At 62.2% G+C, this 26714-nt stretch carries 25 protein-coding genes; 16 read left to right on the top strand and 9 right to left on the bottom strand.

Going from position 1 to position 26714, the window contains the following annotated elements:
* Window positions 1-21: 21 nt before the first annotated feature.
* The 12 genes from ACP15P_RS05555 (at window position 22) to ACP15P_RS05610 (ending at window position 13392) form a co-directional block, all read left to right on the top strand.
* Complete coding sequence (locus tag ACP15P_RS05555) at window positions 22-969, top strand: ABC transporter permease (protein WP_424927514.1); 948 nt, start codon at window positions 22-24, stop codon at window positions 967-969.
* Window positions 969-1781, top strand: coding sequence for an ABC transporter permease (locus tag ACP15P_RS05560; RefSeq protein WP_424927515.1), 813 nt, complete (start codon window positions 969-971; stop codon window positions 1779-1781). The genes ACP15P_RS05555 and ACP15P_RS05560 overlap by 1 nt, the downstream gene beginning before the upstream one ends.
* Entirely contained in the window at window positions 1778-3364 is a 1587-nt protein-coding gene (locus tag ACP15P_RS05565) for an ABC transporter ATP-binding protein (protein WP_424927516.1), read from the top strand. The genes ACP15P_RS05560 and ACP15P_RS05565 overlap by 4 nt, the downstream gene beginning before the upstream one ends.
* Window positions 3361-4806, top strand: a complete 1446-nt coding sequence (locus tag ACP15P_RS05570) for an aldehyde dehydrogenase family protein (protein ID WP_424927517.1) — start codon at window positions 3361-3363, stop codon at window positions 4804-4806. The genes ACP15P_RS05565 and ACP15P_RS05570 overlap by 4 nt, the downstream gene beginning before the upstream one ends.
* Window position 4807: 1 nt before the next feature.
* Window positions 4808-5548 (top strand): glucose 1-dehydrogenase, encoded by a 741-nt coding sequence (locus ACP15P_RS05575; protein ID WP_424927518.1) that lies wholly within the window; start codon window positions 4808-4810, stop codon window positions 5546-5548.
* Window positions 5548-6558 carry a P1 family peptidase gene (locus ACP15P_RS05580; protein WP_424927519.1) on the top strand — a complete coding sequence of 337 codons (1011 nt, stop codon included), beginning with the start codon at window positions 5548-5550 and terminating at the stop codon, window positions 6556-6558. The genes ACP15P_RS05575 and ACP15P_RS05580 overlap by 1 nt, the downstream gene beginning before the upstream one ends.
* A 201-nt stretch (window positions 6559-6759) precedes the next feature.
* The gene (locus ACP15P_RS05585) at window positions 6760-7800 is read left to right on the top strand and encodes a rod shape-determining protein (protein WP_424927520.1); all 1041 of its coding nucleotides are present in this window, start codon (window positions 6760-6762) and stop codon (window positions 7798-7800) included.
* Between the two features lie 116 nt (window positions 7801-7916).
* Entirely contained in the window at window positions 7917-8834 is a 918-nt protein-coding gene (gene mreC, locus ACP15P_RS05590; protein WP_424927521.1) for a rod shape-determining protein MreC, read from the top strand.
* Window positions 8834-9376 (top strand): hypothetical protein, encoded by a 543-nt coding sequence (locus ACP15P_RS05595; protein WP_424927522.1) that lies wholly within the window; start codon window positions 8834-8836, stop codon window positions 9374-9376. The genes mreC and ACP15P_RS05595 overlap by 1 nt, the downstream gene beginning before the upstream one ends.
* Window positions 9376-11304 (top strand): penicillin-binding protein 2, encoded by a 1929-nt coding sequence (mrdA, locus tag ACP15P_RS05600; protein ID WP_424927523.1) that lies wholly within the window; start codon window positions 9376-9378, stop codon window positions 11302-11304. Before ACP15P_RS05595 ends, mrdA begins: the two co-directional genes overlap by 1 nt.
* A complete protein-coding gene (gene rodA / locus ACP15P_RS05605) occupies window positions 11301-12449 on the top strand; it encodes a rod shape-determining protein RodA (RefSeq protein WP_424927524.1) in 1149 nt (382 codons plus the stop codon). Before mrdA ends, rodA begins: the two co-directional genes overlap by 4 nt.
* A gap of 1 nt (window position 12450) precedes the next feature.
* Window positions 12451-13392, top strand: a complete 942-nt coding sequence (locus tag ACP15P_RS05610) for a 2-hydroxyacid dehydrogenase (protein ID WP_424927525.1) — start codon at window positions 12451-12453, stop codon at window positions 13390-13392.
* Between the two features lie 9 nt (window positions 13393-13401).
* On the opposite strand, the gene ACP15P_RS05615 is transcribed toward ACP15P_RS05610, so the two are convergent.
* Both ACP15P_RS05615 and ACP15P_RS05620 read right to left on the bottom strand, forming a co-directional pair.
* Window positions 13402-14187: an SseB family protein gene (locus tag ACP15P_RS05615; protein WP_424927526.1), complete on the bottom strand. Its 786-nt coding sequence runs from the start codon at window positions 14185-14187 to the stop codon at window positions 13402-13404.
* 86 nt (window positions 14188-14273) lie between these two features.
* The gene (locus ACP15P_RS05620; protein ID WP_424927527.1) at window positions 14274-14888 is read right to left on the bottom strand and encodes a uracil-DNA glycosylase family protein; all 615 of its coding nucleotides are present in this window, start codon (window positions 14886-14888) and stop codon (window positions 14274-14276) included.
* 102 nt (window positions 14889-14990) lie between these two features.
* Here ACP15P_RS05620 and kdsA point away from each other — a divergent pair, with 102 nt between their 5' ends.
* Window positions 14991-15824, top strand: a complete 834-nt coding sequence (gene kdsA / locus ACP15P_RS05625; RefSeq protein WP_424927528.1) for a 3-deoxy-8-phosphooctulonate synthase — start codon at window positions 14991-14993, stop codon at window positions 15822-15824.
* Window positions 15825-15895: 71 nt separating this feature from the next.
* On the opposite strand, the gene ACP15P_RS05630 is transcribed toward kdsA, so the two are convergent.
* The 4 genes from ACP15P_RS05630 to ileS form a co-directional block, all read right to left on the bottom strand.
* On the bottom strand, window positions 15896-17554 hold the full coding sequence (locus tag ACP15P_RS05630; protein WP_424927529.1) for a BCCT family transporter: 1659 nt from the start codon (window positions 17552-17554) through the stop codon (window positions 15896-15898).
* Window positions 17555-17594: 40 nt separating this feature from the next.
* Window positions 17595-18011, bottom strand: a complete 417-nt coding sequence (locus ACP15P_RS05635; protein ID WP_424927530.1) for a universal stress protein — start codon at window positions 18009-18011, stop codon at window positions 17595-17597.
* Between the two features lie 191 nt (window positions 18012-18202).
* Window positions 18203-18550: a CPCC family cysteine-rich protein gene (locus ACP15P_RS05640; protein ID WP_424927531.1), complete on the bottom strand. Its 348-nt coding sequence runs from the start codon at window positions 18548-18550 to the stop codon at window positions 18203-18205.
* A 74-nt stretch (window positions 18551-18624) separates the two neighbouring features.
* Window positions 18625-21546 (bottom strand): isoleucine--tRNA ligase, encoded by a 2922-nt coding sequence (gene ileS / locus ACP15P_RS05645; protein ID WP_424927532.1) that lies wholly within the window; start codon window positions 21544-21546, stop codon window positions 18625-18627.
* A gap of 259 nt (window positions 21547-21805) precedes the next feature.
* Here ileS and ACP15P_RS05650 point away from each other — a divergent pair, with 259 nt between their 5' ends.
* The gene (locus ACP15P_RS05650) at window positions 21806-22144 is read left to right on the top strand and encodes an ArsR/SmtB family transcription factor (RefSeq protein ID WP_424927533.1); all 339 of its coding nucleotides are present in this window, start codon (window positions 21806-21808) and stop codon (window positions 22142-22144) included.
* The gene (locus ACP15P_RS05655) at window positions 22137-22622 is read left to right on the top strand and encodes an SRPBCC family protein (protein ID WP_424927534.1); all 486 of its coding nucleotides are present in this window, start codon (window positions 22137-22139) and stop codon (window positions 22620-22622) included. Before ACP15P_RS05650 ends, ACP15P_RS05655 begins: the two co-directional genes overlap by 8 nt.
* Here ACP15P_RS05655 and ACP15P_RS05660 read toward each other — a convergent pair.
* Window positions 22619-23644, bottom strand: a complete 1026-nt coding sequence (locus tag ACP15P_RS05660) for a YcjF family protein (protein WP_424927535.1) — start codon at window positions 23642-23644, stop codon at window positions 22619-22621. The two genes, ACP15P_RS05655 and ACP15P_RS05660, sit on opposite strands and share 4 nt — an antisense overlap.
* On the bottom strand, window positions 23641-25065 hold the full coding sequence (locus tag ACP15P_RS05665) for a YcjX family GTP-binding protein (protein ID WP_424927536.1): 1425 nt from the start codon (window positions 25063-25065) through the stop codon (window positions 23641-23643). Before ACP15P_RS05665 ends, ACP15P_RS05660 begins: the two co-directional genes overlap by 4 nt.
* A 122-nt stretch (window positions 25066-25187) precedes the next feature.
* Here ACP15P_RS05665 and truA point away from each other — a divergent pair, with 122 nt between their 5' ends.
* Window positions 25188-25991: a tRNA pseudouridine(38-40) synthase TruA gene (truA, locus tag ACP15P_RS05670; protein ID WP_424927537.1), complete on the top strand. Its 804-nt coding sequence runs from the start codon at window positions 25188-25190 to the stop codon at window positions 25989-25991.
* Here truA and ACP15P_RS05675 read toward each other — a convergent pair.
* Window positions 25988-26707 (bottom strand): hypothetical protein, encoded by a 720-nt coding sequence (locus tag ACP15P_RS05675; RefSeq protein ID WP_424927538.1) that lies wholly within the window; start codon window positions 26705-26707, stop codon window positions 25988-25990. The genes truA and ACP15P_RS05675 overlap by 4 nt on opposite strands.
* Window positions 26708-26714 lie beyond the last annotated feature (7 nt).

The following is a 26714-nucleotide window of genomic DNA, read 5'->3' on the forward strand; positions in this document are numbered from 1 at the left end:
AGACAGGAACAGGCTGAATTCATGCTGCATTTCGCACTGGCCCGCCTCACCTCCCTGGGGCTGAGCCTCGTTGTGGCCAGTGTCGTGATTTTCTTCGCGCTGGAGGTCGTGCCGGGTGATCCGGCGGCCTACATGCTGGGGATGAACGCGAGCCCGGAGACGGTGGCGGCGCTGCGCACGGAACTGGGGTTAGATGCCGGGCCGGTGGAGCGGTATTTCACCTGGGCGACGGGGCTTCTGACCGGAGATTTCGGGATATCCTACACCTATCGCACGCCGGTGGCGGAGATGATTGGGGAGCGGATCAAGGTGTCGCTGCCGCTTGCGCTCTATGCGCTGGCGCTGTCGACGCTGATCGCGTTTCCCGTGGGTATCTGGGCCGCGACGCACCGGGGCAAAGCGCAGGACATAGGTGTGATGGCGGCGACGCAGCTTGGCATTGCGGTGCCGAATTTCTGGTTTGCGATGCTGCTGGTGCTGGTCTTCGCAATCGGTCTGCGCTGGTTTTCAGCCGGTGGGTTTCCGGGCTGGGATGCCGGATTTTTCGAGGGCATGAAGGCGCTGACGCTGCCGGCCATTGCGCTGGCCCTGCCGCAGGCGTCGATCCTGGCGCGGGTGATGCGTTCGGCGCTGCTCGACACGATGGGCGAAGATTTCATCCGGACGGCGCGGGCCAAGGGACTGAGCCGGCGGCAGGCTCTGTGGCGTCATGCGCTGCGCAATGCGCTTATTCCTGTGCTGACCATCATCGGGCTGCAGTTTTCGTTTTTGCTGGCGGGTGCGATCATCATTGAGAACGTGTTTTTCCTGCCAGGGCTCGGACGGCTGGTGTTTCAGGCGATCAGCCAGCGGGACCTGATTGTGGTTGAGAGTGTCGTGATGCTGCTGGTCGTGGCGGTGATTGTGGTCACGTTCTGCGTGGATCTGGCTTATGCGGCCGTGGATCCGCGCCTGCGGAGGCGGGGCTGATGCGGACGCTGCTGACCGGGGCGGTGATTGCCGGGGTGTTCGTGCTGGGCGCCATCGTGTCGTTTTTCTGGACGCCCCACGACGTTGAGGCGATCAACATCGCCGCGAAGCTGCTGACGCCGGGGGACGGGTACTGGTTCGGAACGGACCATTTCGGTCGCGACATCTTCTCGATGATCCTCGTTGGCGCGAGGGTATCAATTGCGGTGGCGATTGTGGCGGTTGGCATTGGGATGGGCATTGGCATTCCGCTTGGGCTGACGGCGGCGGCGCGCAAGGGATCGCTGCTCGATGAGGTGATCATGCGGGGCAATGACCTGATTTTCGCGTTTCCCGCGCTCCTGATCGCGATCATGATTACGGCGGTGTTTGGGCCGTCAGCGGTCAATGCAATCATTGCCATCGGGATTTTCAACATACCGGTGTTTGCGCGGCTGGTCCGCGGGGCGGCGCTGGGCCTTTGGACGCGGGATTTCATTCTCTCGGCCCGGGTGTCGGGCAAGGGTGCGGTGCGGATTTCGCTCGAGCATATCCTGCCCAACCTGATGAGCCTTCTCATCGTGCAGGGGACTATCCAGTTTTCGCTGGGAATTTTGGCGGAGGCGGGGCTGTCTTATGTGGGCCTCGGTGTGCAGCCGCCGACGCCCTCCTGGGGGCGGATGCTGGCGGAAAGCCAGACGATGATATCCTTTGCGCCGCACCTGGCGCTGTTTCCGGGAATGGCCATTGTTCTGACGGTCCTCGGGCTGAACCTGATGGGGGACGGGTTGCGGGACATTCTTGATCCGCGCATTCGACGGGTGCGGGCATGAGCCTGCTGCGTATTCGCGACCTCGATCTGTCGATCCACGGGAAACGGGTTTTGAACAGGGTTTCGCTCGATCTTGCGCCGGGGCATGTGCTGGGGATCATTGGTGAAAGTGGTTCGGGCAAGTCGATGACGGCGCTGTCGATCATGGATCTGCTGCCGGATGGATCGGAGATGAGCGGGTCGATTGAACTTGACGGCAACGACCTGACCGGGCTGAGCGAGCGGCAGATGTGTGACATTCGCGGTCGCGACATTGGCATGATCTTTCAGGAGCCGATGACCGCGCTCAATCCGCTGCGCACCATTGGCGATCAGGTGGCCGAAACGGTACGTATTCATGGCGGGGCCGGACGCGGTGAGGCGGCGCGAATTGCGGGTGATATGCTGGAGCGGGTCGGTCTGCCCCGCGACCGGTTTCCTCCAACGCGCTATCCCCATGAGCTTTCCGGCGGGCAGCGGCAGCGGGTGGTGATCGCGATGGCCATTGCATTGCGTCCCCGGCTGCTGATTGCCGATGAGCCGACCACCGCGCTGGATGTGACAACGCAGGCGGGGATTTTGCGTCTGCTGCGCCGTCTGGTGCTTGAGGATGGCATGGGTCTGATCCTGATTACGCATGATTTGGCCGTGGTGTCAGGGAATGCCGATCACCTGGCGATCATGCGACAGGGCCAGGTGGTGGAGGCCGGGCCCTCCGACAAGGTCATGCGCGAGCTGCGCCACCCGTATACCCGCGCGCTGTTTGAGGCGTCGTCGCATCAGCCGGACAGAACCGCCGGGCATGTAGGCACGCCACTGTTGGAAGCGCGCAACATGGTGCGGGACTATGTCACGCCGCGAAAGGGTCTGTTCGGGGCACATGGCACGTTTCGGGCGGTGCGTGACGTGAGTTTCGCGATTTCGCATGGCGAGAGTCTGGGGCTTGTGGGCGAATCCGGCTGTGGCAAATCGACCCTGACGCGGGCCATCCTGGGGCTTGAGCCGCTGCAGGGCGGGAGTGTCCATGTGGACGGGCATCCGGTTGAGGCGGGCCAGAAGATGCCGAAGGATCTGCGCGCCAAGATGCAGGTGGTGTTCCAGGACCCCTATGGCAGTTTTAATCCCAGGCACCGGGTCGGGCGACTGGTGACGGAGCCGTTTCACCTCCTGGACAACCCACCCAAAGGAGCGGAACGGAAGGCGGCGATTGATACGGCGCTGACCGATGTGGGGCTGCATCCCGATGACGCCGACCGGTATATCCATGAGTTTTCCGGCGGGCAGAGGCAGCGCATCGCCATTGCCCGTGCGCTGATTATCAAGCCGCAGCTGATTATTCTCGATGAGGCCGTTTCGGCGCTTGATGTGTCGATACGCGCGCAGATCCTTGACCTGCTGGCGGATTTGTCCGGACGCTACGGGCTGTCCTACTTGTTCATCACGCATGACCTGACGGTGGTGCAGGCCATTACCGACCGGGTGATGGTCATGCAAGCCGGTGAGATCGTGGAGACGGGACGGACGGAAGAGGTCTTCGCCAATCCGCAACACGAATATACCCGCACGCTGCTGGCGGCGGCACCGGTACTGGAGATGTCGGCATGAAGAGGTTTCACAGGCGGCAGTGTTTTATCGGCGGTCTCTGGGTTCCGGCGCGGGATGGCGCGGTCATGGACGCGGTCGATCCCTCCACCGGGGAGGCCTTTTCCTCGATCAGCCTTGGCGGGCCGGTTGAGATTGATGCCGCGGTGCAGGCGGCGCGGGAGGCCGCGGAGGGTGTCTGGGGTGCGACCACGGCTGTTGAGCGCGGGCGTGTTCTGACGCGCATTGGGCAACTGGTGCTGGAGCACGTGGATGAACTGGCCGACCTGGAGGCGCAGGATGTGGGTAAACCGCTGACCCAGGCCCGGGCGGATGCGGTGGCGCTGGCGCGGTACATGGAATTTTTCGGCGGGGCGGCGGACAAGCTGATGGGGGAAACCATTCCCTTTTTGGCAGGGTACACGGTGTACACCCTGCGCGAACCGCATGGGGTGACCGGGCATATCGTGCCGTGGAATTACCCCATGCAGATCATCGGGCGCTCGGTCGGGGCGGCGCTGGCGGCGGGAAATGCCGCGGTGCTCAAACCGGCGGAGGAGGCGTGCCTGACCGCACTGGCTTTCGCGGAACTGGCCGAGGAGGCCGGGCTGCCCGCCGGGGCGCTGAATGTGGTTCCGGGGCTGGGACAGGGCGCGGGTGCGGCTCTGGCGGGTCATGGGGACGTGGATCACCTCTCATTCACCGGATCGGTTGCGACAGGCAGTGCGGTGCAGACGGCGGCCTCGGCTGCAGTTGTTCCCGTGACGCTTGAACTGGGTGGCAAGTCGCCGGAACTGGTGTTTGATGACGCGGACCTTGACCGGGCACTGCCGTTTCTGGTGGGGCCAGGCATCCAGAATGCCGGCCAGACCTGTTCGGCGGCGTCGCGAATTCTGGTGCAGCAGGGCGTCTACGAGGAGGTCGTGGCGCGGATGGGCGCACGGTATGACGCGTTTCGGGCCGGTCCCGCGCTGGATGATCTCGATCTTGGGCCGCTTATCTCGGCGCGCCAGAAAACCGTCGTGGAGGGGTTTCTGGACCAGGCGGATGGTCTGCGGATCGCCGGGCGTGGCCGGATCGTGGATCATTCCCCGGAAGGTGGCAGTTACGTGCCGCCGGTTCTGTTTGCGGATGTGCCGCCGGATCACGTGCTGGCACGGGAGGAGATTTTTGGTCCGGTTCAGGTCGTCATCCCGTTTGAGGATGAGGCCGAGGCGGTGCGGATCGCAAATTCGACCGGTTATGGACTGGTCGCCGCGGTCTGGACCGGGGACGGGTCGCGCGCAATGCGGCTTGCCAAACGGTTGCGGGCCGGTCAGGTTTTCACAAACAACTATGGAGCGGCAGGCGGAGTGGAACTGCCGTTCGGGGGAGTGGGGTTGTCAGGTCACGGGCGCGAGAAGGGGTTTGAGTCCCTTTATGGCTTCACCCGCCTGAAAACCGTCGCAACACATCACGGAGAGTAACATGCGGCTGGAAGGTAAAACTGCACTGATCACCGGCGGAGCGTCCGGTTTTGGCTATGGCATCGCCTCGAAGTTCATGGATGAGGGCGCGCGGGTTCTGATCGCGGATATCAATGGCGAGGCGGTGGAGAAGGCGGCTTCGGAACTGGGCTGTTTCCATGTGCGCGGCGATGTGGCGGACGTGCAGGGTGTGGCCGATATCGCCGTATCTGCGGCGGCACAGCTTGGAAACCTCGATATTCTCGTGAACAACGCAGGCGTGACGCATATGCCCGCGCCGCTGGAAAACATCAGTGAGGACGAGTTTGACCGGGTGATGCGGGTCAACGTGAAATCCGTCTATCTGATGTCACGACGGTTCGTGCCGGGCATGAAGTCGCGCGGGTCGGGCACGATCCTGAACATTGCCTCAACGGCCGGGATCAGTCCGCGGCCGAACCTGTCCTGGTACAATGCCTCCAAGGGCTGGATGGTGATTGCGACCAAGACGATGGCGGTTGAGCTTGCGCCCTATAACGTGCGGGTAAACGCGCTTTGCCCGGTGGCGGGCGAGACGCCGTTGCTGGCGTCGTTCCTTGGCGGGGATACGCCGGAGAACCGGGAGAAGTTCCTGTCGAAAATCCCGTTGGGCCGTTTTTCGACGCCGCAGGATCTGGGGAATGCGGCCGCGTGGATCTGCTCGAATGAGGCGGACATGCTCACGGGTGTTGCGATGGAGATCGACGGTGGTCGGTGCGTTTGATGCGGCCCGGGCCCCGGAACCTGATCACGGATGTTGAGGGTCTTCTCGTTGGCAATGCCTCCGATGACCGGCTGAAATCAGGTGTGACGGTCGTGACGGCGGAGGAGCCGTTTACGGCGGCCGTGGATGTGCGCGGTGGTGCGCCTGGCACGCGGGAGACGGATCTGCTGGAGCCGGGAAAGCTGGTGTCACAGGTCGATGCGCTGGTTCTGTCGGGCGGGTCGTCCTTTGGGCTGGACGCGGCCTCCGGGGTCTCGGACGGGTTGCGTGCGCAGGGGCGGGGTTTTCCGGCGGGACCGGCGCGGGTGCCGATTGTGCCGGCTGCGATCCTGTTTGATCTGGCCAATGGCGGGGCGAAGGACTGGGGCGAAAACCCGTACCGGAGGCTCGGGCGGACCGCTCTGGGTGCTGCGGGTGTTGATTTTGCGCTGGGCACGGAAGGGGCCGGGACGGGGGCGAACACCGCGACTTTGAAGGGCGGTCTTGGGTCGGCGTCATTGGTTCTGGACAATGGCGCGACCGTAGGCGCCGTGGTGGCCGTGAATGCGATAGGCATGGCGACGGTGCCTGGGGGGCGGAATTTCCTCGCGGGGATGCTGGAACTGGATGGCGAGTTCGGCGGGCTGGGGACCGGTAATGTATCGCTGGAGCCGTTTTCGCCGGATTACATCAAGCGCGGTCCGGCGAAGCCACTGGAGAACACCACGATTGCGGTGGTGGCGACCGATCTGGCGCTGGACAAGGCCGGGGCGAAACGGATGGCGGCGATTGCCCATGACGGGATGGCACGGGCTCTCTATCCAGCGCATACGCGTTTTGACGGGGATCTGGTGTTTGCGGCCTCGACCGGCAAACGCGAAATGGAATCGGATTGGGACGCCGTGGGCATGATGGTGGAGCAGGCGGCGGCGAACTGCCTCGCGCGGGCCATTGCGCAGGCGGTTTTCTCGGCCAGCCCCCGTCCAGGCGACATTTTGCCGTGCTGGAGCGGTTTGCCAGGGGCGGTCTGAGGCCACAAGCCCGGGAAATTATGGCCGTGAGGTCAGGGCCGGGAGAATATTTAGAAAATTTTCATCTAATGGTTGCAACTGTCAAATTAACCATTTTGGTTAGGCCTTACCGTCAGCAGATTTGGGGACTATAAAGCCGGCGGAACAGGCAGTATTGGCGCATAACGATAATCCAGGCAGGATTCGAAGGACAGACAGACAATGATGGGTTTTCTGGGCGGGATGTTCTCGTCGGACATGGCGATCGACCTGGGCACGGCGAACACGCTGATTTACGTGAAAGGCAAGGGGGTTGTGCTGAACGAGCCCTCCGTTGTCGCATACCACAACAAGGAAGGCCGGAAGCGGGTCCTGGCGGTTGGTGAGGATGCGAAACTCATGCTCGGCCGTACCCCCGAATCCATTCAGGCGATCCGGCCGATGCGGGACGGTGTTATCGCGGATTTCGACGTTGCCGAGGAAATGATCAAACATTTCATCCGCAAGGTTCACAAACGCGGGAACTGGGCCAAGCCGAAGATCATCGTCTGCGTGCCTCATGGAGCCACGCCGGTTGAACGCCGCGCGATCCGCGAGAGCGTGATGGCCGCGGGTGCGCGCAAGGCCGGTCTGATCTCCGAGCCGATTGCGGCGGCGATTGGTGCGGGAATGCCGATTGCCGACCCCACCGGTAACATGGTCGTCGATATCGGTGGCGGCACCACCGAGGTTGCCGTCATGTCCCTCGGTGACGTGGTGTATGCCCGCTCCGTCCGTGTGGGCGGCGACCGGATGGATGAGGCCATCATCGGCTATCTGCGCCGGCAGCATAACCTGCTGGTTGGTGACGCCACGGCGGAACGGATCAAAACCTCGATTGGTACGGCGCGCATCCCCGACGACAACCGGGGCGAGCGGATGCAGGTTCGTGGACGCGACCTGCTGAATGGTGTACCTAAAGAGATGGAAATCAACCAGGCGCAGATCGCGGAGGCGCTGTCCGAAACCGTGCAGACCATCGTTGAGGCGGTGATGACGGCCCTGGAGCAGACCCCGCCGGATCTGGCTGCGGATATCGTTGACCGGGGCGTGATGCTGACGGGTGGTGGATCGCTTCTTGGGGATCTCGACCTTGCCCTGCGGGAACAGACCGGTCTCGCGATCACCGTTGCGGAAGATCCGTTGAACTGCGTCGCGGTCGGAACGGGCAAGTCGCTGGAGTTCGAAAACCAGCTTGCCCATGTTCTGGATTTCGGAAACTGATACGATCCGCTGGCGCCCGGTCCCGGCAGGATCAGGGCGTATTGCACGGAATTGACCGTTTGATACGCTCCCGCCGGAACGGGTAGACAGCCTGCACCTGGAGGCAGCGAAACAGCTTGGCGCATTACGGGGAACGCACGCAGCCCGACTATATCCGCAGCGTCCGAAGGATTGCTGTTGGCATTGTCGTGTTCGTGCTCATCGCCCTGTTTTTGCTGTGGCGGATCGACAATGCGCGGGTTGAACGCCTTCGCGTGGCCCTGGTCGACCGTTTTGTTCCAAGCTTTGAATGGACGCTGAAACCCCTGGCGGCGGCCGGTCGGATGATTGGGGATTTTCAGGCCTACAATCGCGTTTACGAGCAGAACAATGAACTGCGCCGTGAACTTCAGCGCATGCAGGCCTGGCGGGAAGTGGCACTTCAGCTGGAGCAGAAGAACGCCAAACTTCTGGCGATCAACAATGTGCGCCTCAATCCTGGCCTGACCTATGTCACGGGCGAGATCGTGTCCGATCCGGGAAGTCCGTTCAGCCGGTCGGCAATGGTCAATGTGGGAACGGTGGATGGCGTTGAGGATGGCGCGGCCGCGATGGATGGCCTTGGCCTCGTGGGGCGCATTGCTGGTGTTGCATCGCGCTCCTCACGGATCATTTTCCTGACGGATACGTCCAGCCGGGTTCCGGTGATTGTGTTGCCTTCGGGTCAGCGGGCGGTCGCGTCCGGGGACAATTCCTCCGCGCCGGTGCTGGAATTCCTTGAGCAGTCCGATGCCGTCAGCGTCGGGGACAGGGTCGTCACGTCCGGGGCCGGAGGGCTTTACCCGCCGGATATTCTCCTCGGCCGTGTAGTCGATGACGGGCATGGCCGCCATCGCGTGCGTCCGGCGGCCGACTACGGCCGGTTGGATTTCGTTCGCGTGGTTCGCTCACGTCCCGCCACGGCCATTGAGGGGCCGGGTGGCCTGATCGGACCGCTTCGGCCTGAGAGCGTCGGCAGTCTCGCCTCCGACACGGGCGCGGAGGAGCAGCAGTGATGGAGACCTCGCGTGGCCGTCCCTGGTTTCGTATGGTGGTTTTCCTGATCTTTGCCATCGTTGCGATTTACACGCCGATGATCCCGGTCGCGCCGGGCGGGACCCAGATCACGCCGGATGCGTTCTACTGCCTTGCGATGGCGTGGATCATCCGTGACCCTGATGCGGCGCCGTTCTGGGTGATTGTGGCCCTGGCGCTGGTGGCGGATGTGCTGATGTTCCGCCCGCCGGGGTTGATGGCGCTGGGAATGCTGATTGTGACCGACATGGTGCGGCACCGGCGCGCGGCCGTTCGCGGCCTGGGCTTTTTCTCGGAGTGGCTGGTGGTCTCGGTTCTCTACTGCGTGATGCTTGCCGGAACCCAGGCGGTGCTGAAAATGGTTTTCGTGGATGTGCCTGAGATTGGCCTTTCCATGGAGTTGGCCTTCCGCACGGTGCTTCTCTACCCGGTGATTGCGGCGGCGGTTGCGCTTGGGCTTAGAATGTCGAAATCGGAAAAAGGGGAACGGTCCCTGAGCGGCGTTTCCGGGAGGGCCTGGTGATGTCGGGAAATGACAGGGATTTGCCACCGCCGATCACGCGCCGCGCATTGATGCTCGGTGGTTTGCAGCTTGGTGTGATTGGCGCGCTCGGCTGGCGGATGCGCGATCTGCAGATCAAGCAGAACGAGCATTTCCACTTTTTGGCCGAGGAAAACCGCATCAACATGCGCCTTCTGCCGCCGGCGCGCGGGCTGATCCATGACCGTCACGGGCGTCTGCTGGCCGGCAACCGGCAGAACTACCGCATCGTTATGGTGCGTGAGCAGGCGTCGGATGCGGAACTGATCCTCGATCGTCTCGCGAAAATCATCGACCTGCCACCCGAGGACCGGGACCGGGTGCTGCGGGAAATGCAGGCGCGCAGCGCGTTTGTCCCGGTGGTCGTTCAGGAACACCTGACCTGGGAGGATGTGGCGCGGGTCTCCGCCAATGCACCGGTTTTGCCGGGTGTGATCCCCGAGGTTGGACTGAGCCGGTTCTACCCTGAAGGCTGGAACACCGCGCATGTGGTTGGTTATGTCGGTCCTGTGTCGGAGCGGGATCTGGAGAAGCTGGAGGACCCCGACCCCCTGCTGCAGATCCCCCGCTTTCAGATCGGAAAAACCGGCGCGGAACAGCGCCTGGAAACCGACCTGCGGGGTCAGGCCGGAAACCAGCAGATTGAGGTGAGTGCCGCCGGGCGTGTCATGCGCGAGATCGACCGCGTTGAGGGCACGGCGGGCAATGATTTGGTGCTGACGCTGGACCAGGGGGTGCAGGATTTCGCCATGCAGCGGATGCAGGGCGAGAGTGCGGCGGTGTCCGTGATCGACGTGACGAACGGCGACATCATCGCGCTGGCCTCCTCGCCGGGCTTTGATCCCAACAGTTTTGTGTTCGGTATTTCCTCGCCGGAATGGAACGCGCTCCTGAACGATGAATACCGGCCGCTCTCCAACAAAACGGTATCCGGGGCCTATCCCCCGGGGTCGACGTTCAAGATGGTGGTGGCGCTCGCGGCGCTGGAGGCCGGTGTCGCAAACCCGGGGGAGACGGTCTACTGCCCCGGCTTCAGTCAGCTGGGACGCAGGCGTTTCCACTGCTGGAAACGCGGTGGTCATGGCTCGGTGGATCTGCGCAACAGTCTCGCGCATTCCTGTGACGTTTATTACTACGAGATGGCCCGGCGGGTTGGTGCGGACCGTATTTCCGCGATGGCGAACAGGCTGGGACTTGGCGTGCGCCATGATCTGCCGATGCCTGCGGTGACTGAGGGTCTGATGCCGGACCGCGCCTGGAAGAAGGAACGGCGGGGCGAGTCCTGGACGGTCGGAGACAGCTTCAACTATGGCATTGGCCAGGGTTTTACCCTCGCGTCGCCCTTGCAGCTGTCCGTGATGACTGCGCGTATTGCCACCGGTCTGTCGGTGACGCCGCGGCTTGTACACACGATGGGCGGTGTTGAGCAGCCCGTGCATCCGATGGAGCCGCTGGGGATCAGTGCGCGCAGTCTGAACGCGGTGCGTGACGGGATGTATACGGTGTCCAATGTGCCGGGTGGCACGGCGTATCGGTCCCGCATTGACGTCGAGACGATGGAGATGGCGGGCAAGACCGGCACCAGTCAGGTGCGGAACATCACGGCGGCGGAACGTGCCGCAGGTGTGACACGCAATGAACAGTTGCCCTGGAACAGGCGCGACCATGCCCTGTTTGTAGCGTTTGCGCCCTATGACCGGCCGAAATATGCGATTGCGCAGGTTGTTGAGCATGGGGGCGGCGGGTCTACCGCAGCCGCACCCGTGGCGCGGGATATTCTGCTCCGGGCGCTCTACGGAGAGATGCCGCCGATGGAGGCCTATCCAGCGGAACAGCGCTCCTCGATTGAGGAACGCTGGATCGAGCTGGGTTTCATGGAGCCGGAACCGGTGGAGGCTGACCCGGCATGAGCATGATGTCGGACACGCGGCGCAGCGGGCCATCGGGGCTGGGCAAGATTTTTGCCCTGAACTGGCCGCTGATCGTGCTGATCACCGCGATTGCCTGCGCCGGGTTTACCATGCTGTTTTCCGTTGCGGGTGGCGCGCTGGACCCCTGGGCACGGGCGCAGATGATCCGCTTTGCGGTTGGCATGATCGCCATGGTGATCATTGCGATGATCCCGATCCGGTTCTGGCTCTATATGGCGCCGATGGCCTATCTCTTTGCGATGGGGCTGCTCGTGCTTGTGGAGGTCATGGGCCATGTGGGCATGGGGGCGCAGCGCTGGATCGACCTTGGGTTTATTCTGCTCCAACCCTCGGAGGTGATGAAAATCGCGCTCGTGATGGTTCTGGCGGCCTATTACAACTGGCTCGATGTGGACAAGGTCTCCCATATTTTCTGGGTTATCCTGCCGCTCATACTTATCCTTCTTCCGGTCGGACTGGTTTTGAAACAGCCCGACCTTGGTACGGCGCTGCTGCTCGTGATGGGCGGCGGGGCGGTGATGTTTCTGGCGGGGGTCAGCCTGTGGTATTTTGGCACGGCGCTGGCCGCGGCCGTTGGGCTTGTGACAGCCGTTCTCAAGTCCCAGGGGACGGACTGGCAGCTCCTGAAGGACTACCAGTACCGCCGGATTTTCACCTTTCTCGACCCGTCCGCTGATCCGCTGGGGGCCGGTTATCACATCACCCAGGCCAAGATCGCCATGGGCTCCGGCGGTCTCTCGGGACGTGGCTACATGCAGGGCACGCAGAGCCGTCTGAACTTCCTGCCGGAGAAGCATACGGACTTTATCTTCACGACCCTGGCGGAGGAATTTGGTTTTGTCGGGTCCACGGCCCTGCTGGGGCTTTACACGCTTGTAATCGTGTTCTGCATCTTTTCGGCCATATCGAACCGCAACCGGTTCGGGGCGCTGCTCACGGGCGGGATTGCGGTGACGTTTTTCCTTTTCTTCGCGGTCAATATGGGCATGGTCATGGGCCTGATGCCGGTGGTGGGTGTGCCGCTTCCGCTGGTCTCCTACGGGGGGTCCGCGATGCTGGTTCTGCTTGCGGCATTCGGACTTGTGCAGAGCGCCCATGTCCATCGGCCGAGAATAAGGGACTGACATGACCACGACCGTACTGATGTGTCTGTCTCCGTCGGAAACGGCGGATTACAGGGATCTTATTGCGCCCGCCTGCCGCGAGGTTGGCGTCGAGGCCCGCGCCGTCACGGTGCCGGATAATCCTGAAGATGTGGAGTTTGTGGTCGCAAGCCCGGCCGGAGAACTGCCGGATTTTTCGGCGCTGCCGAACCTGAAGGCGGTTTTGAGCATTTGGGCGGGTGTTGAGAAATTTATCGGAAACCCGCAACTGGCTGGTGTGCCGTTGTGTCGCATGGTGGATATCGGTTTGACCGAGGCCATGCGGGAATATGTCACGGGCCATGTGATGCGCTATCACCTTGGCATGGATGCGCATTTTGAGGGGCAGGACGGCGTGTGGCGCAATGATGTCCTGCCCCCGTTCGCATCAAGCCGGTCGGTTGGAATTCTCGGCATGGGAGCGCTTGGCAGTGCCTGCGCGGAACAGTTGTTGGGCATCGGATTTCGTGTCCACGGGTGGAGCCGGCGCACGGCGAATGTGCCGGGCGTGACCTGTCACAGTGGCCCGGAGGGGTTGCGTGAAACGCTTGAGGCGTCGGAAATCCTCGTGACGCTTTTGCCGGACACGCCCTCAACGGAGAACACGCTCAATGCGGAGACGCTGGCATGGCTGCCGAAAGGAGCGATGATTATCAATCCAGGACGTGGTCCGCTGATAGATGACGAGGCGCTTCTGGCGGCACTGGACAGTGGCCAGGTCGGGCATGCCACACTGGACGTGTTCAGGCAGGAGCCCCTGCCGGTGGACCATCCGTACTGGGCGCATCCGAAGGTCACGGTGACACCGCATATTGCCGCGGCTACGCGTCCGGAAACCGCAGTTAAAACCCTGGCCGAGAATATCCGCCGGGGGTTGGCCGGCGAGGAACTGCTGCACCTGGTTGACCTGTCAGCCGGGTACTGAGGCCTGAGATCAGCGCAGAACCGGTGGCTTGTCGGGGTTCATGCCGGGGGCCACGGGTTTCAGTTTCTCGGGCTCGGGCGGTTCGGGCAGGTCAAACCGGATCGAAACGTCCTGAATGTGGCCGAGCGCGGGGCTGTCTTTTTCGAGAAAGGTTACGTCCAGGTCGGCCTCCGAGCTGCTGAACCGCACCGCCTCCGCCATCGCCGCCGCCACATCGGTCCGCGCTGGTTCGGGCACGGCCACGAGGCCAAGCATCAGGCGGCTGTCCGCGTTTGCAAACCCGGACTCAACCAGATGCGCCTCACCAATCAGATGCGCCATGGCGGCCAGTTTTGTGTCGAGCGCGTCGAGCAGGTCCTGGCTCAACCGGCCCGGTGTCGAAATGGTGTCGGGTTTCGCATCCTCGAGGTCCGGTGGCGCAACGAGGTTTTCCGCCAGCCAGTCAATCGCCCCGGCGGGCAGCAGCGTTGAGGATGGCGCCACACCGAGGTTGAGCGCGACGCCGATATCCTGGCCCGCCAGCATTTCCACAAGACGCCGCCCGGCAAGTGCGATGTAGGGCGCCGGTTCGTCCAAGAACTCCGCAAGCCTGCCGTCGCGGTCAAACGCGAGGACAAACCGGCCATCGGCCAGATCCATGATGCGGGGCCGGACCGTTCCGCCGTCGGACTCGGTTTCCGTCAGAATGTAGAGTTCCGCGTCCATCACCCGTTCGAGAAACCGGTGGTGCAAACGTTCGTTGTCCGGCTCGGCCTCGTGGGCGAGATAGGTGAGGTCGACGGGGGTGTGGTCCATAGCGCTGCTGTTTTCCTTCGGTCACCGCGACGGGTTAGAGGGTTTTGGGTTCAGGGGAAACCGCGAATTGTGAACTGGCACGGGGCCTAAGAAACCTCGCGGGCCTCCAGAAGGCTTGAAACCTTCTCCCGCAGTTTCGGGACCAGTTCCGTCTCGAACCACGGGTTTTTCTTCAACCAACCAGTGTTGCGCCAGGAGGGATGGGGCAGGGGCAGAAGGTGCGGCGACAGATCGGCGTGATTGCGCACGGTGTCGGAGACCGACCCGGCACGGTCGAGCGCCCATTTTTGGGCGTATCCGCCAATCAGAACGGTCAGCCGCACCTGGGGCATCGCCGCAATGACCTGGTCGTGCCAGGTTTCGCGGCAGACTTTGGGTGGTGGCAGGTCGGAGCCGTTGGCGGAATAGCCTGGAAAACAGAACGCCATGGGCAGAACGGCAAAGCGCGAACGGTCGTAAAATTCGTCCCGGGTTACGCCGAGCCAGTCCCGCAGCCGGTCGCCGGATCTGTCGTCGAAAGGGATACCCGATTCATGAACGCGTGCGCCCGGTGCCTGTCCGCACAGCAGCACGGGCGCCGTATCGGAGAGCCAGGCGACAGGTCGCGGTCTGTGCGCGGTTCGTGTGGCCGCGAAGCGCTGGGCGCAGATTCTGCAGCCCGTGATGCGCCGCGTCAGATTAGGCAGGGTTTCGGTCGTCATACCCTCAAACTGGGTATTCCGTCTCTGCGGTCAAGTCATCGCGCTTTACCCCTGTACGCCTTCGCGCTAACGGTCGGTCAACGGTATCAAAGGGGATGAGCGATGAGCACAGCAAAGGATGTCAGGATCGGGGATCTGACGGTGTCGAACGCGGCGCCGCTCACGCTCATTGCAGGGCCGTGCCAGCTGGAAAGTCTGGATCATGCCCTGAAAATTGCCGAGCCGCTGGCGGAAGCCTGTCGGAAAAACGGTACCAGTTTCATTTTCAAGTCCTCGTATGACAAGGCCAACCGGACCTCGCTCAACGCGACGCGTGGCCTTGGCATGGATGAGGGACTGCGGGTGTTGCAGACCGTGCGGGAGCGGATTGGCTGTCCGGTGATAACGGATGTGCACTCCGCCGATCAGTGCGCGCCGGTGGCCGAGGCGGTGGATGTGTTGCAGATCCCGGCGTTTCTCTGCCGTCAGACGGATCTTCTGCTGGCGGCGGGCAACACCGGGGCCGCAATCAATGTCAAAAAGGGGCAGTTTCTGGCGCCATGGGACATGCCGAATGTGGCAGCCAAAATCGCCTCAACCGGCAATGAGCGGATCATGCTCTGCGAGCGGGGTTCCTCGTTTGGCTACAACACGCTGGTTGCGGACATGCGCAGCCTGCCGACCATGGCGGAAACCGGTTATCCGGTGGTGATGGACGCAACCCATTCGGTGCAGCAGCCTGGAGGCAAGGGCGGCTCGTCCGGCGGCCAGCGCGAGTTTGCGCCGGTCATGGCCCGGGCCGCGGTGGCAATCGGTGTGGCGGCGGTGTTCATCGAGACACATGAGGACCCGGACAACGCGCCCTCGGATGGTCCCAACATGATCCATCTGGATCAGATGCCGGCCCTGATCGCGGAACTGATGCGGTTTGATGAACTGGCGAAGGCGCGGGGTTAACCGGAGAAACCAGGCTGACCTTCGGGAGGTGTTTGCCGCCCGGTCCGTGAAGGGCCGGGCGGCTTTTTTCTTTATTTGCCGAGGCGCCGTTCCGCCATCAGGCCTTTGGCGATCGCGATGCACATCAGGAGCAGAACGATGGTGAAGGGCAGGCCCGTCGAAATGACCATGGACTGCAGGGACTGCAGTCCGCCGGCGCTCAGAAGCAGAACGATGGCGACCGCACCCTCGAAGATGCACCAGAAGGCACGCTGGGGTACCGGTGCGTCGATCTTGCCGCCCGCCGTGATGGTGTCGATGACCAGCGAACCGGAGTCCGAAGAGGTCACGAAGAACACGATCACGAGGACAATGCCCACAAGGGATGTGATCCCGGCCAGCGGCAGAACGTCGAGCATTTTGAAGAGCTTCAGTTCCAGGTTGGCGTCCTGCGCAACGGTGTAGCCGTCATTGACGACCTGGTGCAGGGCGGTGCCGCCGAAGACGGACATCCAGAGCACACAGACCATGGAGGGGATCAGGAGAACGCAGACCACGAATTCCCGGACCGTGCGGCCACGGCTGACGCGGGCGATGAACATGCCCACGAACGGTGACCAGCTGATCCACCAGGCCCAGTAGAACGAGGTCCAGCCCTGCATGAAGTTGACATCCTCACGACCCAGCGGATTGGACAGGGACGGCAGGTACTCAATATACGCGAAGAGCGAACTGACGAAGAGCTTCAGCAGGTAGATCGTAGGTCCAACCAGAAGCACGAACAGAAGCAGCAGGAGCGCCAGACCCATATTCAGCTCGGAGAGCACCTTAACCCCGCCATCAAGGCCACGCACAACTGACACCAGTGCGACGGCGGTGATGACGGAAATCAGGACAACTTCCGTGGTTGGTCCGATCGGCAGGCCGAAAAGTTCATTCAGTCCGGCATTTGCCTGGGTTGCTCCGAAGCCGAGCGATGTGGCGAGGCCGAAAAGCGTGGCAAAAACCGCAAGGATATCGATGACGTGGCCAACCCAGCCCCATACGGCGTCGCCGAAGATGGGGTGGAAAGCGGAGCGGATCGTCAGCGGCAGGCCCTGGTTGTAGGAAAAAAGAGCCAGCGCCAAGGCCACAACGGCGTAGATCGCCCAGGGGTGCAGACCCCAGTGGAAGATGGTCGCGGCCATGCCCAGACGTACAGCGGCGGCCTCATCCCCCTGTGCGGCTCCAAGAGGCGCCCAGTCGGTGCGGACACCGTTTTCGACCGCCGTGCCGCCTATCGCGGAGGAATAGTGGCTCATGGGCTCGGACACGCCGTAGAACATGAGACCGATACCCATACCGGCGGCGAACAGCATCGCGAACCAGCCGATATAGGAATAATCCGGCACGGCCTCACTGCCGCCGAGACGCACGTTGCCCCAGGGTGTGACGATCAGCAGAAGGCAGAACAATACGAAGATATTGGCGGCACCAAGGAAGAACCAGTCAAAGCCCTTGGTGACGGTGCCAAACAGCCATGAGAACAGCGCGCCGGCCTGCTCGGGCAGGGCCAGGGCGTAGAACACGAACGCCACGATACAGGCGCCCGAGACCACGAAGACGGGGTTGTGGATGTCGAAACCAAACGGGCCCAGGTGGCCCTCAACATTGTCCTGGCCGATTTCGTAATCGGTATCGATGAGATGTACGGCGCCTTCCGGTTGCGGAATTCCTTCAGGGCTGACGCCCTCCTGAGACTCTTCCGTCATGAGGCCTCCTTTCAATTATTCTTTGCGTTTCGTGTTTTCGTCAGTCGCGGACCAGCATTACGGATACGGGGCTGTGGGCCGCGATATGCGCGCCGTGACCCGACCAGACATAGTCGCTTACATTGGGAACGTGACTTGCCATGATCACGAGATCCGCCCCGAGTTTTTCCACAGCCGCTTCCAGTTCCCGGTTCATCTGGGTGCTTGGGTCGTGGCTGATGATGGTGTGGCTCGAGGTGGTGATGCCCCGGGATTCGCCCTGTTCACCGGCGAATGCCGTGAGCTTTTGGGTGTATTCCTCAGGCGTACGGGCGATCCCGCCCGGGGTGGATGTGGTCACCCCGACGTAGCAGACCTCGGCACCGTGCTGGCTGGCCATGTCCGCGGCTACCCCAAGGGCCTTCGACAGACGGTCCGCATGGGTAAGGTCAACCGGTACAACTATTTTTTTGAACATTGTCCCTCCTGTTTCCGACAGGTGTGCGAAGCAGCGACCCGTCCGTTTCCGGGTATTGGAAATCCGCTCGGGAGAAGTTCCGGGCGAAAGTCCGTTCCGTGAATTCGGAGTCTAAAACTGCGACTCCCCGGTGGGCGAGTGTCGCACGTTGGACCTGGGGGTGCAAATACTTGTGATGATAGGCGACGTAGCTACTCGCCGATGAGTTGACGGAGATGTAGCGGATCCAGCTCACATTCCCCGCTACGAATCAAAGCGACATACCGGTCGATCGCTTGTTGCACCGCATTTGAATTTTCTTCGTGCCTTATTCGGTCTTCACCATCATACATGTGACCGTGGTGCTGATAATTTTTTCGTGCTTTGGTCAGCGAGTAATCGCCGTTGGGGCCGCCCCACACCTCATCCGCCTGTGCGTCATCCTGACCATCGTCTTCCCACCAGCAGACCATGCATAATTCAAACTTACCGCGTTCCCTGAGCGTGGGCAGTTTACAGCAGGGGCAGTTCAGCAGCGGTAGCTCGAATTCATAGTTCACTGGCCCAAGGCGTCCTGTTGTTGATCCGCAGACCCGAATCCGGATCTGCGGAGGATAGGCGTTGCTTCAGAGCGTCAGGCCGTGACCGCCGCTCCGCTCAGCGCGGTGTCGCAGCGGCCGCAAACGCCAAGATGTTCGTGCGTTCCGACATCGGGCAGGATTTTCCAGCATCTTGCGCATTTTTCGCCGCTGGCCCGTCCAGGAACGACGGCAATGCCTGGAATTTCCGGCAGAGTGAAGGCCGTGTCCGGTGCCGGCTCATCGGTGAGCGTCACGTCGGATGTGATGCAGATATCCTCGAAACTGGTCGTCCGCAGCAGGTCCAGTGTCTCCGCATCTGAGACATGAACCGTTGGCGCGGCCTCAAGGCTCGATCCGATGCGTTTCTCGGTCCGCTCGACTTCCAGGGCCCCCGTGACCGTCCGGCGGACGGTGCGGATTTTGGTCCATTTGGCCGCGAGTTCCGCATCTTTCCAGTCCGCCGGAGTATCCGGGAAATCCTGGAGGTGGACGGAACTGTCCTCACCCGGGAAGCGGGTCAGCCAGACATCCTCCATGGTGAAACACAGGATCGGAGCGAGCCATGTGGTCAGACGGTGGAAGATGAGGTCCAGCACCGTGCGGCAGGCACGGCGGCGGGGGCTGTCCTCACCGTCGCAGTAGAGCGCGTCCTTGCGGATGTCGAAATAGAACGCCGAGCATTCCAGGGTGCAGAACTGGAACAGCCGCTCATAGACCTGACGGAAGTCGAAGGAGGCGTAGCCCTCGCGCACCACCGCGTCGAGTTCCGCCAGCCGGTGCAGCATAAAGCGCTCAAGCTCCGGCATGTCGGCCGGTTCAATGCGCTCCGCATCCGAGAAACCGTCCAGTGCGCCGAGCATGAACCGCATGGTGTTGCGCAGGCGGCGGTAGCTGTCAGCGGTGCCCTTGATGATTTCCGGACCGATCCGCTGGTCGGCGGTGTAATCGGTCTGGGCCACCCAGAGGCGGAGAATGTCGGCGCCGTACTGTTTGATTACATCCTGCGGCGCGATGGTGTTGCCCAGGGACTTGGACATTTTCATGCCCTTCTCATCCAAGGTGAAACCATGCGTCACGACATTGCGGTAGGGCGCGCGGCCCAGGGTGCCGCAGGCCTGGAGCAGGGAGGAATGGAACCAGCCGCGATGCTGGTCCGTGCCTTCCATGTAGACGTCCGCAATGCCGTCCTCGGTTCCGTCCTCGCGGTCGCGCAGGACAAAGGCGTGGGTCGAGCCACTGTCGAACCAGACGTCGAGAATGTCGGTGACCTGGTCGAACTCCTCCGGGTTGTGGTCGCTGCCCAGGAAACGTTCCTTGGCGCCCTCCGCATACCAGGCGTCGGCCCCCTCGATTTCAATTGCGTCCACGATGCGGGCGTTGACCGCGGGATCGCGCAGCAGGAAGTCGGGGTCGGTCGGCAGTTTGTCCTTCCGCGTGAAGCAGGTGAGCGGCACGCCCCAGGCGCGCTGGCGTGAGAGCACCCAGTCGGGCCGCGCCTCCATCATCGAGTGCAGGCGGTTGCGGCCGGTTTTCGGCGTCCATGTCACAAGCTGGTCGATGGAGGCGAGGGCACGCTCACGGATGGTTTTGCCGTATGTGTCCTGACCGTCGCCCACCTCACGGTCGATGGCGGCGAACCACTGCGGTGTGTTGCGGTAGATGACCGGCGCCTTGGAGCGCCAGGAGTGGGGGTAGGAGTGCTTGATCTTGCCGCGCGCAAACAGACCGCCAACCTCGACCAGCTTGTCGATGACGGTTTTGTTGGCATCGCCCTCACCGCCCTTGCGGTTGAGGATGTATTTGCCGCCGAAGAAGGGCAGGTCGGCGCGGAAGCCGCCATCCTCCATCACGTTGTAGGTGATGACCTGGTCGAGCATGTTCAGGTCGCGGTAGAGCTCGTATTCCTCAAGACCGTGGGACGGGGCGCAGTGAACGAAGCCCGTGCCCTCGTCGTCGGTGACGAAATCAGCGGCGCGGAAATCGCGCGGGTCGTCCCATTCCCCATCGGAGCCTTCCGCGTTGGCAAGCGGGTGGTGCAGCGACGTGCCGGACAGATCGCCCGCATCGCTGACACGGGTGTATTCGGTGACACGGGCCTTCGCGAAAACGCCCTCGGCCAGTTTGTCCGCGATGATGTAGCGTTCGCCGGCGGTGACCCAGTTGTCCTCCGGCGCGTCCGTTACCTCATAAACGCCGTAGGAAATGTCCGCGGAATAAACGACGGCCTTGTTGGACGGGATCGTCCAGGGTGTGGTGGTCCAGATGACCACGCTGGCGCCTTTCAAAGCGTCATTACCGGTTTCCGCAACCGGGAATTTCACCCAGATCGTGAAGCTTTCCTTGTCGTGGTATTCCACCTCGGCCTCGGCCAGAGCGGTTTTCTCCACCGGAGACCACATGACCGGCTTGGAGCCCTGATACAGGGTGCCGTTCATCAGGAATTTCATGAATTCCTCGGCGATGACCCGTTCGGCGTGGAAATCCATGGTCAGGTAGGGATTGGCCCAGTTGCCGGTGACGCCGAGGCGTTTGAACTCCTCGCGCTGCACGTCGACCCAGCCCTCCGCGAATTTCCGGCACTCGGCTCGGAAATCGTTGATCGGCACCTCGTCCTTGTTGCGGCCTTTTTTGCGGTACTGCTCCTCGATCTTCCATTCGATGGGCAGGCCGTGGCAGTCCCAGCCGGGGACGTAGCGCGCATCAAACCCCATCATCTGATGCGAGCGGACGATCATGTCCTTGATGGTTTTGTTGAGCGCGTGCCCGATATGCAGGTTGCCGTTGGCGTAGGGAGGGCCGTCATGGAGAACGAAGGGTTTGCGGTCTCCGGCGGTCTCGCGCAGACGGTCATAGACGCCGATTTTTGCCCAGTGTTCCAGCCATTCGGGCTCGCGTTTGGGCAGGCCCGCGCGCATGGGAAAATCGGTTTTGGGCAGAAAGAGCGTGTCTTTGTAGTTTGGGGTTTCGGCACTCATCGGGGAAAATCCGTGTCAGAAGATATCAGGTGGTTGGCGCAACGGGGGAAACGGCTGCCCTGATGCCTCAGAGAGCCGCGGTGGTAATTCGTATTGCCTGTGACCTGATATGGAACATGGGCTGGGGTATAACGGCGCGGCGGTGATGCATCAATGCGCTTTTTTTCGTGTGTTTCGCGGTCGGGTGGCATGGGACGCGCCCCTTGCTCGTTTTATTTAACCGGTTGATTAATTAAAGGCGTGGTTTAATAATGGATGCATGAACGATGCAAACCAGCTTGACGCAATTTTCTTTGCGCTCGCCAATCCGACCAGGCGGGCCATCGTGGCCCGTCTTGCGGAAGGCGGAGCGACCGTGAACGAACTGGCGGCACCGTTCGACATGAGCCTTCCCGCCATTTCCAAACACATCCGGGTTCTGGAAAAGGCGCGGCTCATAAAGCGGGGCAGGGATGCGCAGTTTCGGCCCTGTGAACTGAACGGCCCGGCACTGCAGGCTGTTGTTCACTGGACGGATCAGTACCGGCACATCTGGGATGCGCGGTTCGATGCGATGGATGAGGTCATCAAAAAAATGGGGGACAGTGTGGATGAATGACGGTCAGGAATGGGTGAAAATCACCCGCGAATTCGACGCATCGATCGCAACGGTGTGGGACATGTGGACCAAACCCGAATTGTTCATGCAGTGGTACGGTCCCCGCGGGATGCATGTGCCGGAAGCGGATATGGATCTGGTCGTCGGTGGAACCCGCAAGATCTGCATGGAAATGACGTCGCCGGACCGTCAGATGAAAATGTGGTTCACCGGCGTCTACCGCGAGGTCACGCCCCCGACCCGTCTGGTTTACACCGAAAGCATGTGTGATGAACACGGCACCATAATTTCACCACAGAGCATGGGCATGCCGGAGCGGCACCCGGATGTGACCGAAGTCATCGTCGAACTGACCAGCCAGGGCGGCAAAACCCTTATGACGATGGTTCATATCGGTGTGCCGACCGGTACGGCAGGAGAGGGCGGCTGGATGCAGGCTTTCGACAAACTGGGCGATGTCTTGCAGGAGCGCGGCTAGCCTCCGGCCTGTTTCTCCCCGTCGTCCTTCTGCGGAAACAACCCGGTCACGGACCGGCTCATGATGGTCGAGACCCTGGGTCGTGGCAGGGCGGCATATGGCAGGGGCCGGCAGACTTCGGTGGCGGCAATGCCCACGCGTGCCGTCAAAGCTCCATTGACCACACCTTCACCGAAGCGGCGGGAGATTTTGGACAGCGCGCCGCCACCGGCAAAACTGCTGATCATGTCGTCGCCTACAGCCACCATGCCGGTCGCCAGCAGATGCGCCGCGACCGAGCGCAGGAGACGCCAGGACCCAAAAAAGCCGGAATGTGCGCCATAGATCTCGCTGATCCGCCGGATCATGCGCACGTTCATGGACAATGCGGTCAGCACATCTGCAAGTGCCAGCGGAATTAGCGCCGTGGCTCCGGCCACCGTGCGGGCCGCGTTTTCGATTTCCCGGACGGCCATGGCGTCAAGCTGCGTGAATATCGCGCGTTCGGTCAGGCCAATGACAGCATCCGCATCGAGCAGTTCGCTGCGGCTTTCCTCCAGACTGCGCTGCCCCCAGCGGATTTCCGGACGGCCCGCGTAAAAGCCCTCAAGATCCTGCGACAGTTTCAGGGCGGCCGTATGGTCCGCGTCGGCAAGGGCCTGGGCGGCACCGGCCCGGAAGCGGTCAATCCGGGCAAGTTTGCGAAAGGAAATCAGTTCGCGGGCGATCTGAACCAGAATGACCAGACCGAGCAGGCACAGCAATACCAGCACCACAAACCCGAGCGAGGGATACCGGTCGATCAGCCCCGTGACGTAGTCATGGGCGGCGATACCGATCATCAGGGTCAAAACGCTGCCCAGCAGTGGCCAGAACCAGCCCGAGAACAGGGATTTTTTGCGCCCGGCCACGCGCATGGCGCTTTGCATGGCGGCTACCTGGGCGGGCTCGTCCAGCACGGGCGGCGCATCGGCAGGGCTCTCAACCTCACCTTCGGGCAGTTCGTCTCCGGTGATGATGAACGGATCGTGGCGCGGGCTCATGTCAGACGGTCTCCGATCAGAAATTCCGCGGCCCGGTCCAGCCGGATGTGGGGCGGCGCCTCGCCCGGCGTGAGGTCGAGGATGGGGGGAGCGAACTTGGTGACGCTGTAGGCCGCATCCGACCAGTCACCCTCGCGCATGCGGGCGGGGTTTAGAATGTCGGACGGGTTTTCGGGCAGGTTCCCCGGGAAAAGCGCTGCGGACTTTCCGGTATCCTGAAGCCGCCCGCGCACGACCTTGATGGTTTCGCCGTTGCGCTCAACGCTTTGTTCCACGGTCGCCCGGATGCTCGCGATGGCCATCGCCTCCGTCTTTGCCCCACGGAACCGTGCCCGGTCGCGGGCATCGCGAACCAGCGCCTCGGTGATGGCGGCCAGGCGGGCGTGTTGGGTGTGATGCAGATGGTCGCATTTCGTGGCGGCGAACAGAATGCGGTCGATGCGTTTGCCCAAAATCGGTGCCAGCCATGAATTTCTTCCTGGCCGGAAACAAGTCAGGATTTCAGCAAGAGCCGTGCGCAGGTCTTCCACCGCCCGTGGGCCGTCATGGATGGCACCAAGCGTATCGACAAGGACCACCTGGCGGTCGAAACGGGCGAAATGGTTGCGGAAGAACGGCTCGATCACAACACGCTTGTAGCTGTCAAACCGCTTTTCAAACGTCCGCCACAGGGAGCCTCCCCCGGATTTACCAGCTTTCGGCAGCGGCGAAAATGTCAGTGCCGGAGAACCTTCCAGGTCGCCTGGCATCAGGAAACGACCCGGTGCCATCGAGGAAAAACCGGCCTCGCGGGAGGCCGCAAGGTATCCCTTGAACGCATCCGCCAGCCGGTTCGCGTTCATCTCGTTAAGCGGCGCGGCGGGGTCCGTTTGGCCCAGCAGATCGCGGAAGCCTGATGAATGCTCCGCAAGGCCTGGTGTCATGGCTTTATCGAGCGTTGCGGCGGACCATTCGGCGTAACTCTGGGACATCAGCGGAAGATCGAGCAGCCACTCGCCAGGATAGTCCACGATGTCGATATGGATCTGCGACGGCCCGGTGATGCCGTTGAGAAGCCCGGTCGGCTGTACCTTCAGCGAGACGCGAACGGTGGAAATCGACCGCGTGCTTTCCGGCCAGACCGGGTCAACGGCCGTCAGTGCGGCCATATGATCCTCAAACGCGAACCTGGGCATTTTGTGGTCGGGATGCGGCTGAAGATATGCCGCCAGTATCCGGCCCTCCGCCGCCGATTTGAGCTGCGGCATCCGGCTGCGTTCCAGCAGGTTTGCCACGAGGGACGTGATGAACAGCGTCTTGCCCGCGCGGCTCAGTCCCGTCACGCCAACGCGGATCACGGGGTCAAAGAGAGCGGAGCTAACTCCGTCGATGGCATCCTCAACGGTGTGGGTGATGCTGTCGGTAATGCGGCGCAGGATCAATGGCGGTCCTCATTTCGGCGGTCCGCCAAGAGGTAGTGACTTTGCGGGCGGGCTGCAACGACCTGCGGCACGGTCGGGGCGCGGACTTGGCAAATCATTCGCGGAGGGGTAGGGGCGTGGCCATGCCACGATATGCTTTGAAAATCGAATATGACGGCCGCCCTTTCGTGGGTTGGCAGAGGCAGCCGGACCTCCCTGGCGTGCAGGCGGCGGTGGAGCGGGCGATCGCAAAGCTTGATCCCGTTGGCCCGGAAATCACCGGTGCGGGCCGAACCGATGCCGGTGTGCACGCGACCGAACAGGTGGCGCATGTGGATCTGTCCCGGGACTGGGACCCGTACCGGCTGGGCCAGGCCATCAATGCGCATCTGCGACCGCATCCGGTGGCCGTGGTTGCGGTTGGTCCGGTGTCTGACGATTTTCACGCACGATTCTCGGCTATGGAACGACGTTACCTCTTTCGCCTGGTCTCGCGTGGTTCGCCGCTGGTCCATGACCGTGGGTTTGCCTGGAGGGTTCGGCATGAACTTGATGTGGAGGCGATGCGGGAGGGGGCCGCTTTTCTGATTGGAAAGCATGACTTTACCGCGTTTCGTTCATCCCTGTGCCAGGCCAAAAGCCCGGTCAAGACGCTTGACGAAATCCGGATCGTGGAGTCGGACTACGCGGGTGGCGTGGAGTTTCGGTTTTACCTGCGCGCACGGTCGTTCCTGCACAATCAGGTCCGCTCCATCGTTGGAACCCTTGAACGGGTCGGCAGCGGCGCCTGGGAGCCGGAGCGCGTCGGTGCCGCACTCGCATCGCGGGACAGGGCGCAATGTGGTCCGGTCAGCCCGCCGGATGGTCTGTATCTGACGGGTGTCGATTACCCGGAGAACCCGTTTGCAGCGTCGAATGGTGCCTGGCCCGGAGAAGGTGGCGTCTAGAGAAGCACGGCTTCGCTATACAGGACCCGCAAATCGCCCACGGTTTCAAATCCCGCCGCTTTTGCCAGATCCAGATCCGAACCGCTTTCATAGCCAACAACCGGCAGGCTTTCGTCGAAAGCAAACGCCGCGTCCGCCGCCTCGGAAAAATACCCGTCCTGTTCGGACGTGGAAAACACATTTGAAAGCCCGATGCAGTCCCCGGACCGGTTTGCAATGCATCCCGATACGATTTTGCCAGCGTCCTCCCGGACACAAAACCGCACATCCGGGTGGTCGAGGAGGCTGGCCGGGAACATGCGTCTGTCAGCGGGTGAACCGGCGGATTTCCAGGCGTTTTCCCAGGCCGACAGGTCCTCGGCGTCCTTCACAACGCGCCAGCCGTCCGGCATCTGACGGGCGGATGCCTCACGCCAGATCCACGAAGCCTCAAAGCGGGTTTGAAAACCATTTCCCTCCAGGTCCAGTTCGCAAAAACTGTCCTTCAGGCCCACCTTGCCACCATGCGCCTGGGCCAGTTCCGCAACGAGGCGAACAATGCCGTTGGCATGCCCAGGCCTCAAAACTGTCAGGTTGGAATAATAGGGCGGTGGCCGGTCGCGTCCGACGAAGGCAAAGGACATCCGCTCATGCTCCAGGCCATGGGCCCGAAACATCACGGCATACCAGTCGGCATTGTTGCCGGCAGCCATCAGGGCGCGGTCATCCACGCTCACGGGAATA

It is taken from the genome of Amaricoccus tamworthensis (assembly GCF_049800875.1).
In the GTDB taxonomy this organism is placed as follows: domain Bacteria; phylum Pseudomonadota; class Alphaproteobacteria; order Rhodobacterales; family Rhodobacteraceae; genus Amaricoccus; species Amaricoccus tamworthensis.

Coding starts and splice junctions, on each gene's coding strand:
- ACP15P_RS05555 (WP_424927514.1), top strand. CDS start 22: ATGCTGCATTTCGCACTGGCCCGCCTCACCTCCCTGGGGCTGAGCCTC.
- ACP15P_RS05560 (WP_424927515.1), top strand. CDS start 969: ATGCGGACGCTGCTGACCGGGGCGGTGATTGCCGGGGTGTTCGTGCTG.
- ACP15P_RS05565 (WP_424927516.1), top strand. CDS start 1,778: ATGAGCCTGCTGCGTATTCGCGACCTCGATCTGTCGATCCACGGGAAA.
- ACP15P_RS05570 (WP_424927517.1), top strand. CDS start 3,361: ATGAAGAGGTTTCACAGGCGGCAGTGTTTTATCGGCGGTCTCTGGGTT.
- ACP15P_RS05575 (WP_424927518.1), top strand. CDS start 4,808: ATGCGGCTGGAAGGTAAAACTGCACTGATCACCGGCGGAGCGTCCGGT.
- ACP15P_RS05580 (WP_424927519.1), top strand. CDS start 5,548: ATGCGGCCCGGGCCCCGGAACCTGATCACGGATGTTGAGGGTCTTCTC.
- ACP15P_RS05585 (WP_424927520.1), top strand. CDS start 6,760: ATGATGGGTTTTCTGGGCGGGATGTTCTCGTCGGACATGGCGATCGAC.
- ACP15P_RS05595 (WP_424927522.1), top strand. CDS start 8,834: ATGGAGACCTCGCGTGGCCGTCCCTGGTTTCGTATGGTGGTTTTCCTG.
- mrdA (WP_424927523.1), top strand. CDS start 9,376: ATGTCGGGAAATGACAGGGATTTGCCACCGCCGATCACGCGCCGCGCA.
- rodA (WP_424927524.1), top strand. CDS start 11,301: ATGAGCATGATGTCGGACACGCGGCGCAGCGGGCCATCGGGGCTGGGC.
- ACP15P_RS05610 (WP_424927525.1), top strand. CDS start 12,451: ATGACCACGACCGTACTGATGTGTCTGTCTCCGTCGGAAACGGCGGAT.
- ACP15P_RS05615 (WP_424927526.1), bottom strand. CDS start 14,187: ATGGACCACACCCCCGTCGACCTCACCTATCTCGCCCACGAGGCCGAG.
- ACP15P_RS05620 (WP_424927527.1), bottom strand. CDS start 14,888: ATGACGACCGAAACCCTGCCTAATCTGACGCGGCGCATCACGGGCTGC.
- kdsA (WP_424927528.1), top strand. CDS start 14,991: ATGAGCACAGCAAAGGATGTCAGGATCGGGGATCTGACGGTGTCGAAC.
- ACP15P_RS05630 (WP_424927529.1), bottom strand. CDS start 17,554: ATGACGGAAGAGTCTCAGGAGGGCGTCAGCCCTGAAGGAATTCCGCAA.
- ACP15P_RS05635 (WP_424927530.1), bottom strand. CDS start 18,011: ATGTTCAAAAAAATAGTTGTACCGGTTGACCTTACCCATGCGGACCGT.
- ileS (WP_424927532.1), bottom strand. CDS start 21,546: ATGAGTGCCGAAACCCCAAACTACAAAGACACGCTCTTTCTGCCCAAA.
- ACP15P_RS05650 (WP_424927533.1), top strand. CDS start 21,806: ATGAACGATGCAAACCAGCTTGACGCAATTTTCTTTGCGCTCGCCAAT.
- ACP15P_RS05655 (WP_424927534.1), top strand. CDS start 22,137: ATGAATGACGGTCAGGAATGGGTGAAAATCACCCGCGAATTCGACGCA.
- ACP15P_RS05660 (WP_424927535.1), bottom strand. CDS start 23,644: ATGAGCCCGCGCCACGATCCGTTCATCATCACCGGAGACGAACTGCCC.
- truA (WP_424927537.1), top strand. CDS start 25,188: ATGCCACGATATGCTTTGAAAATCGAATATGACGGCCGCCCTTTCGTG.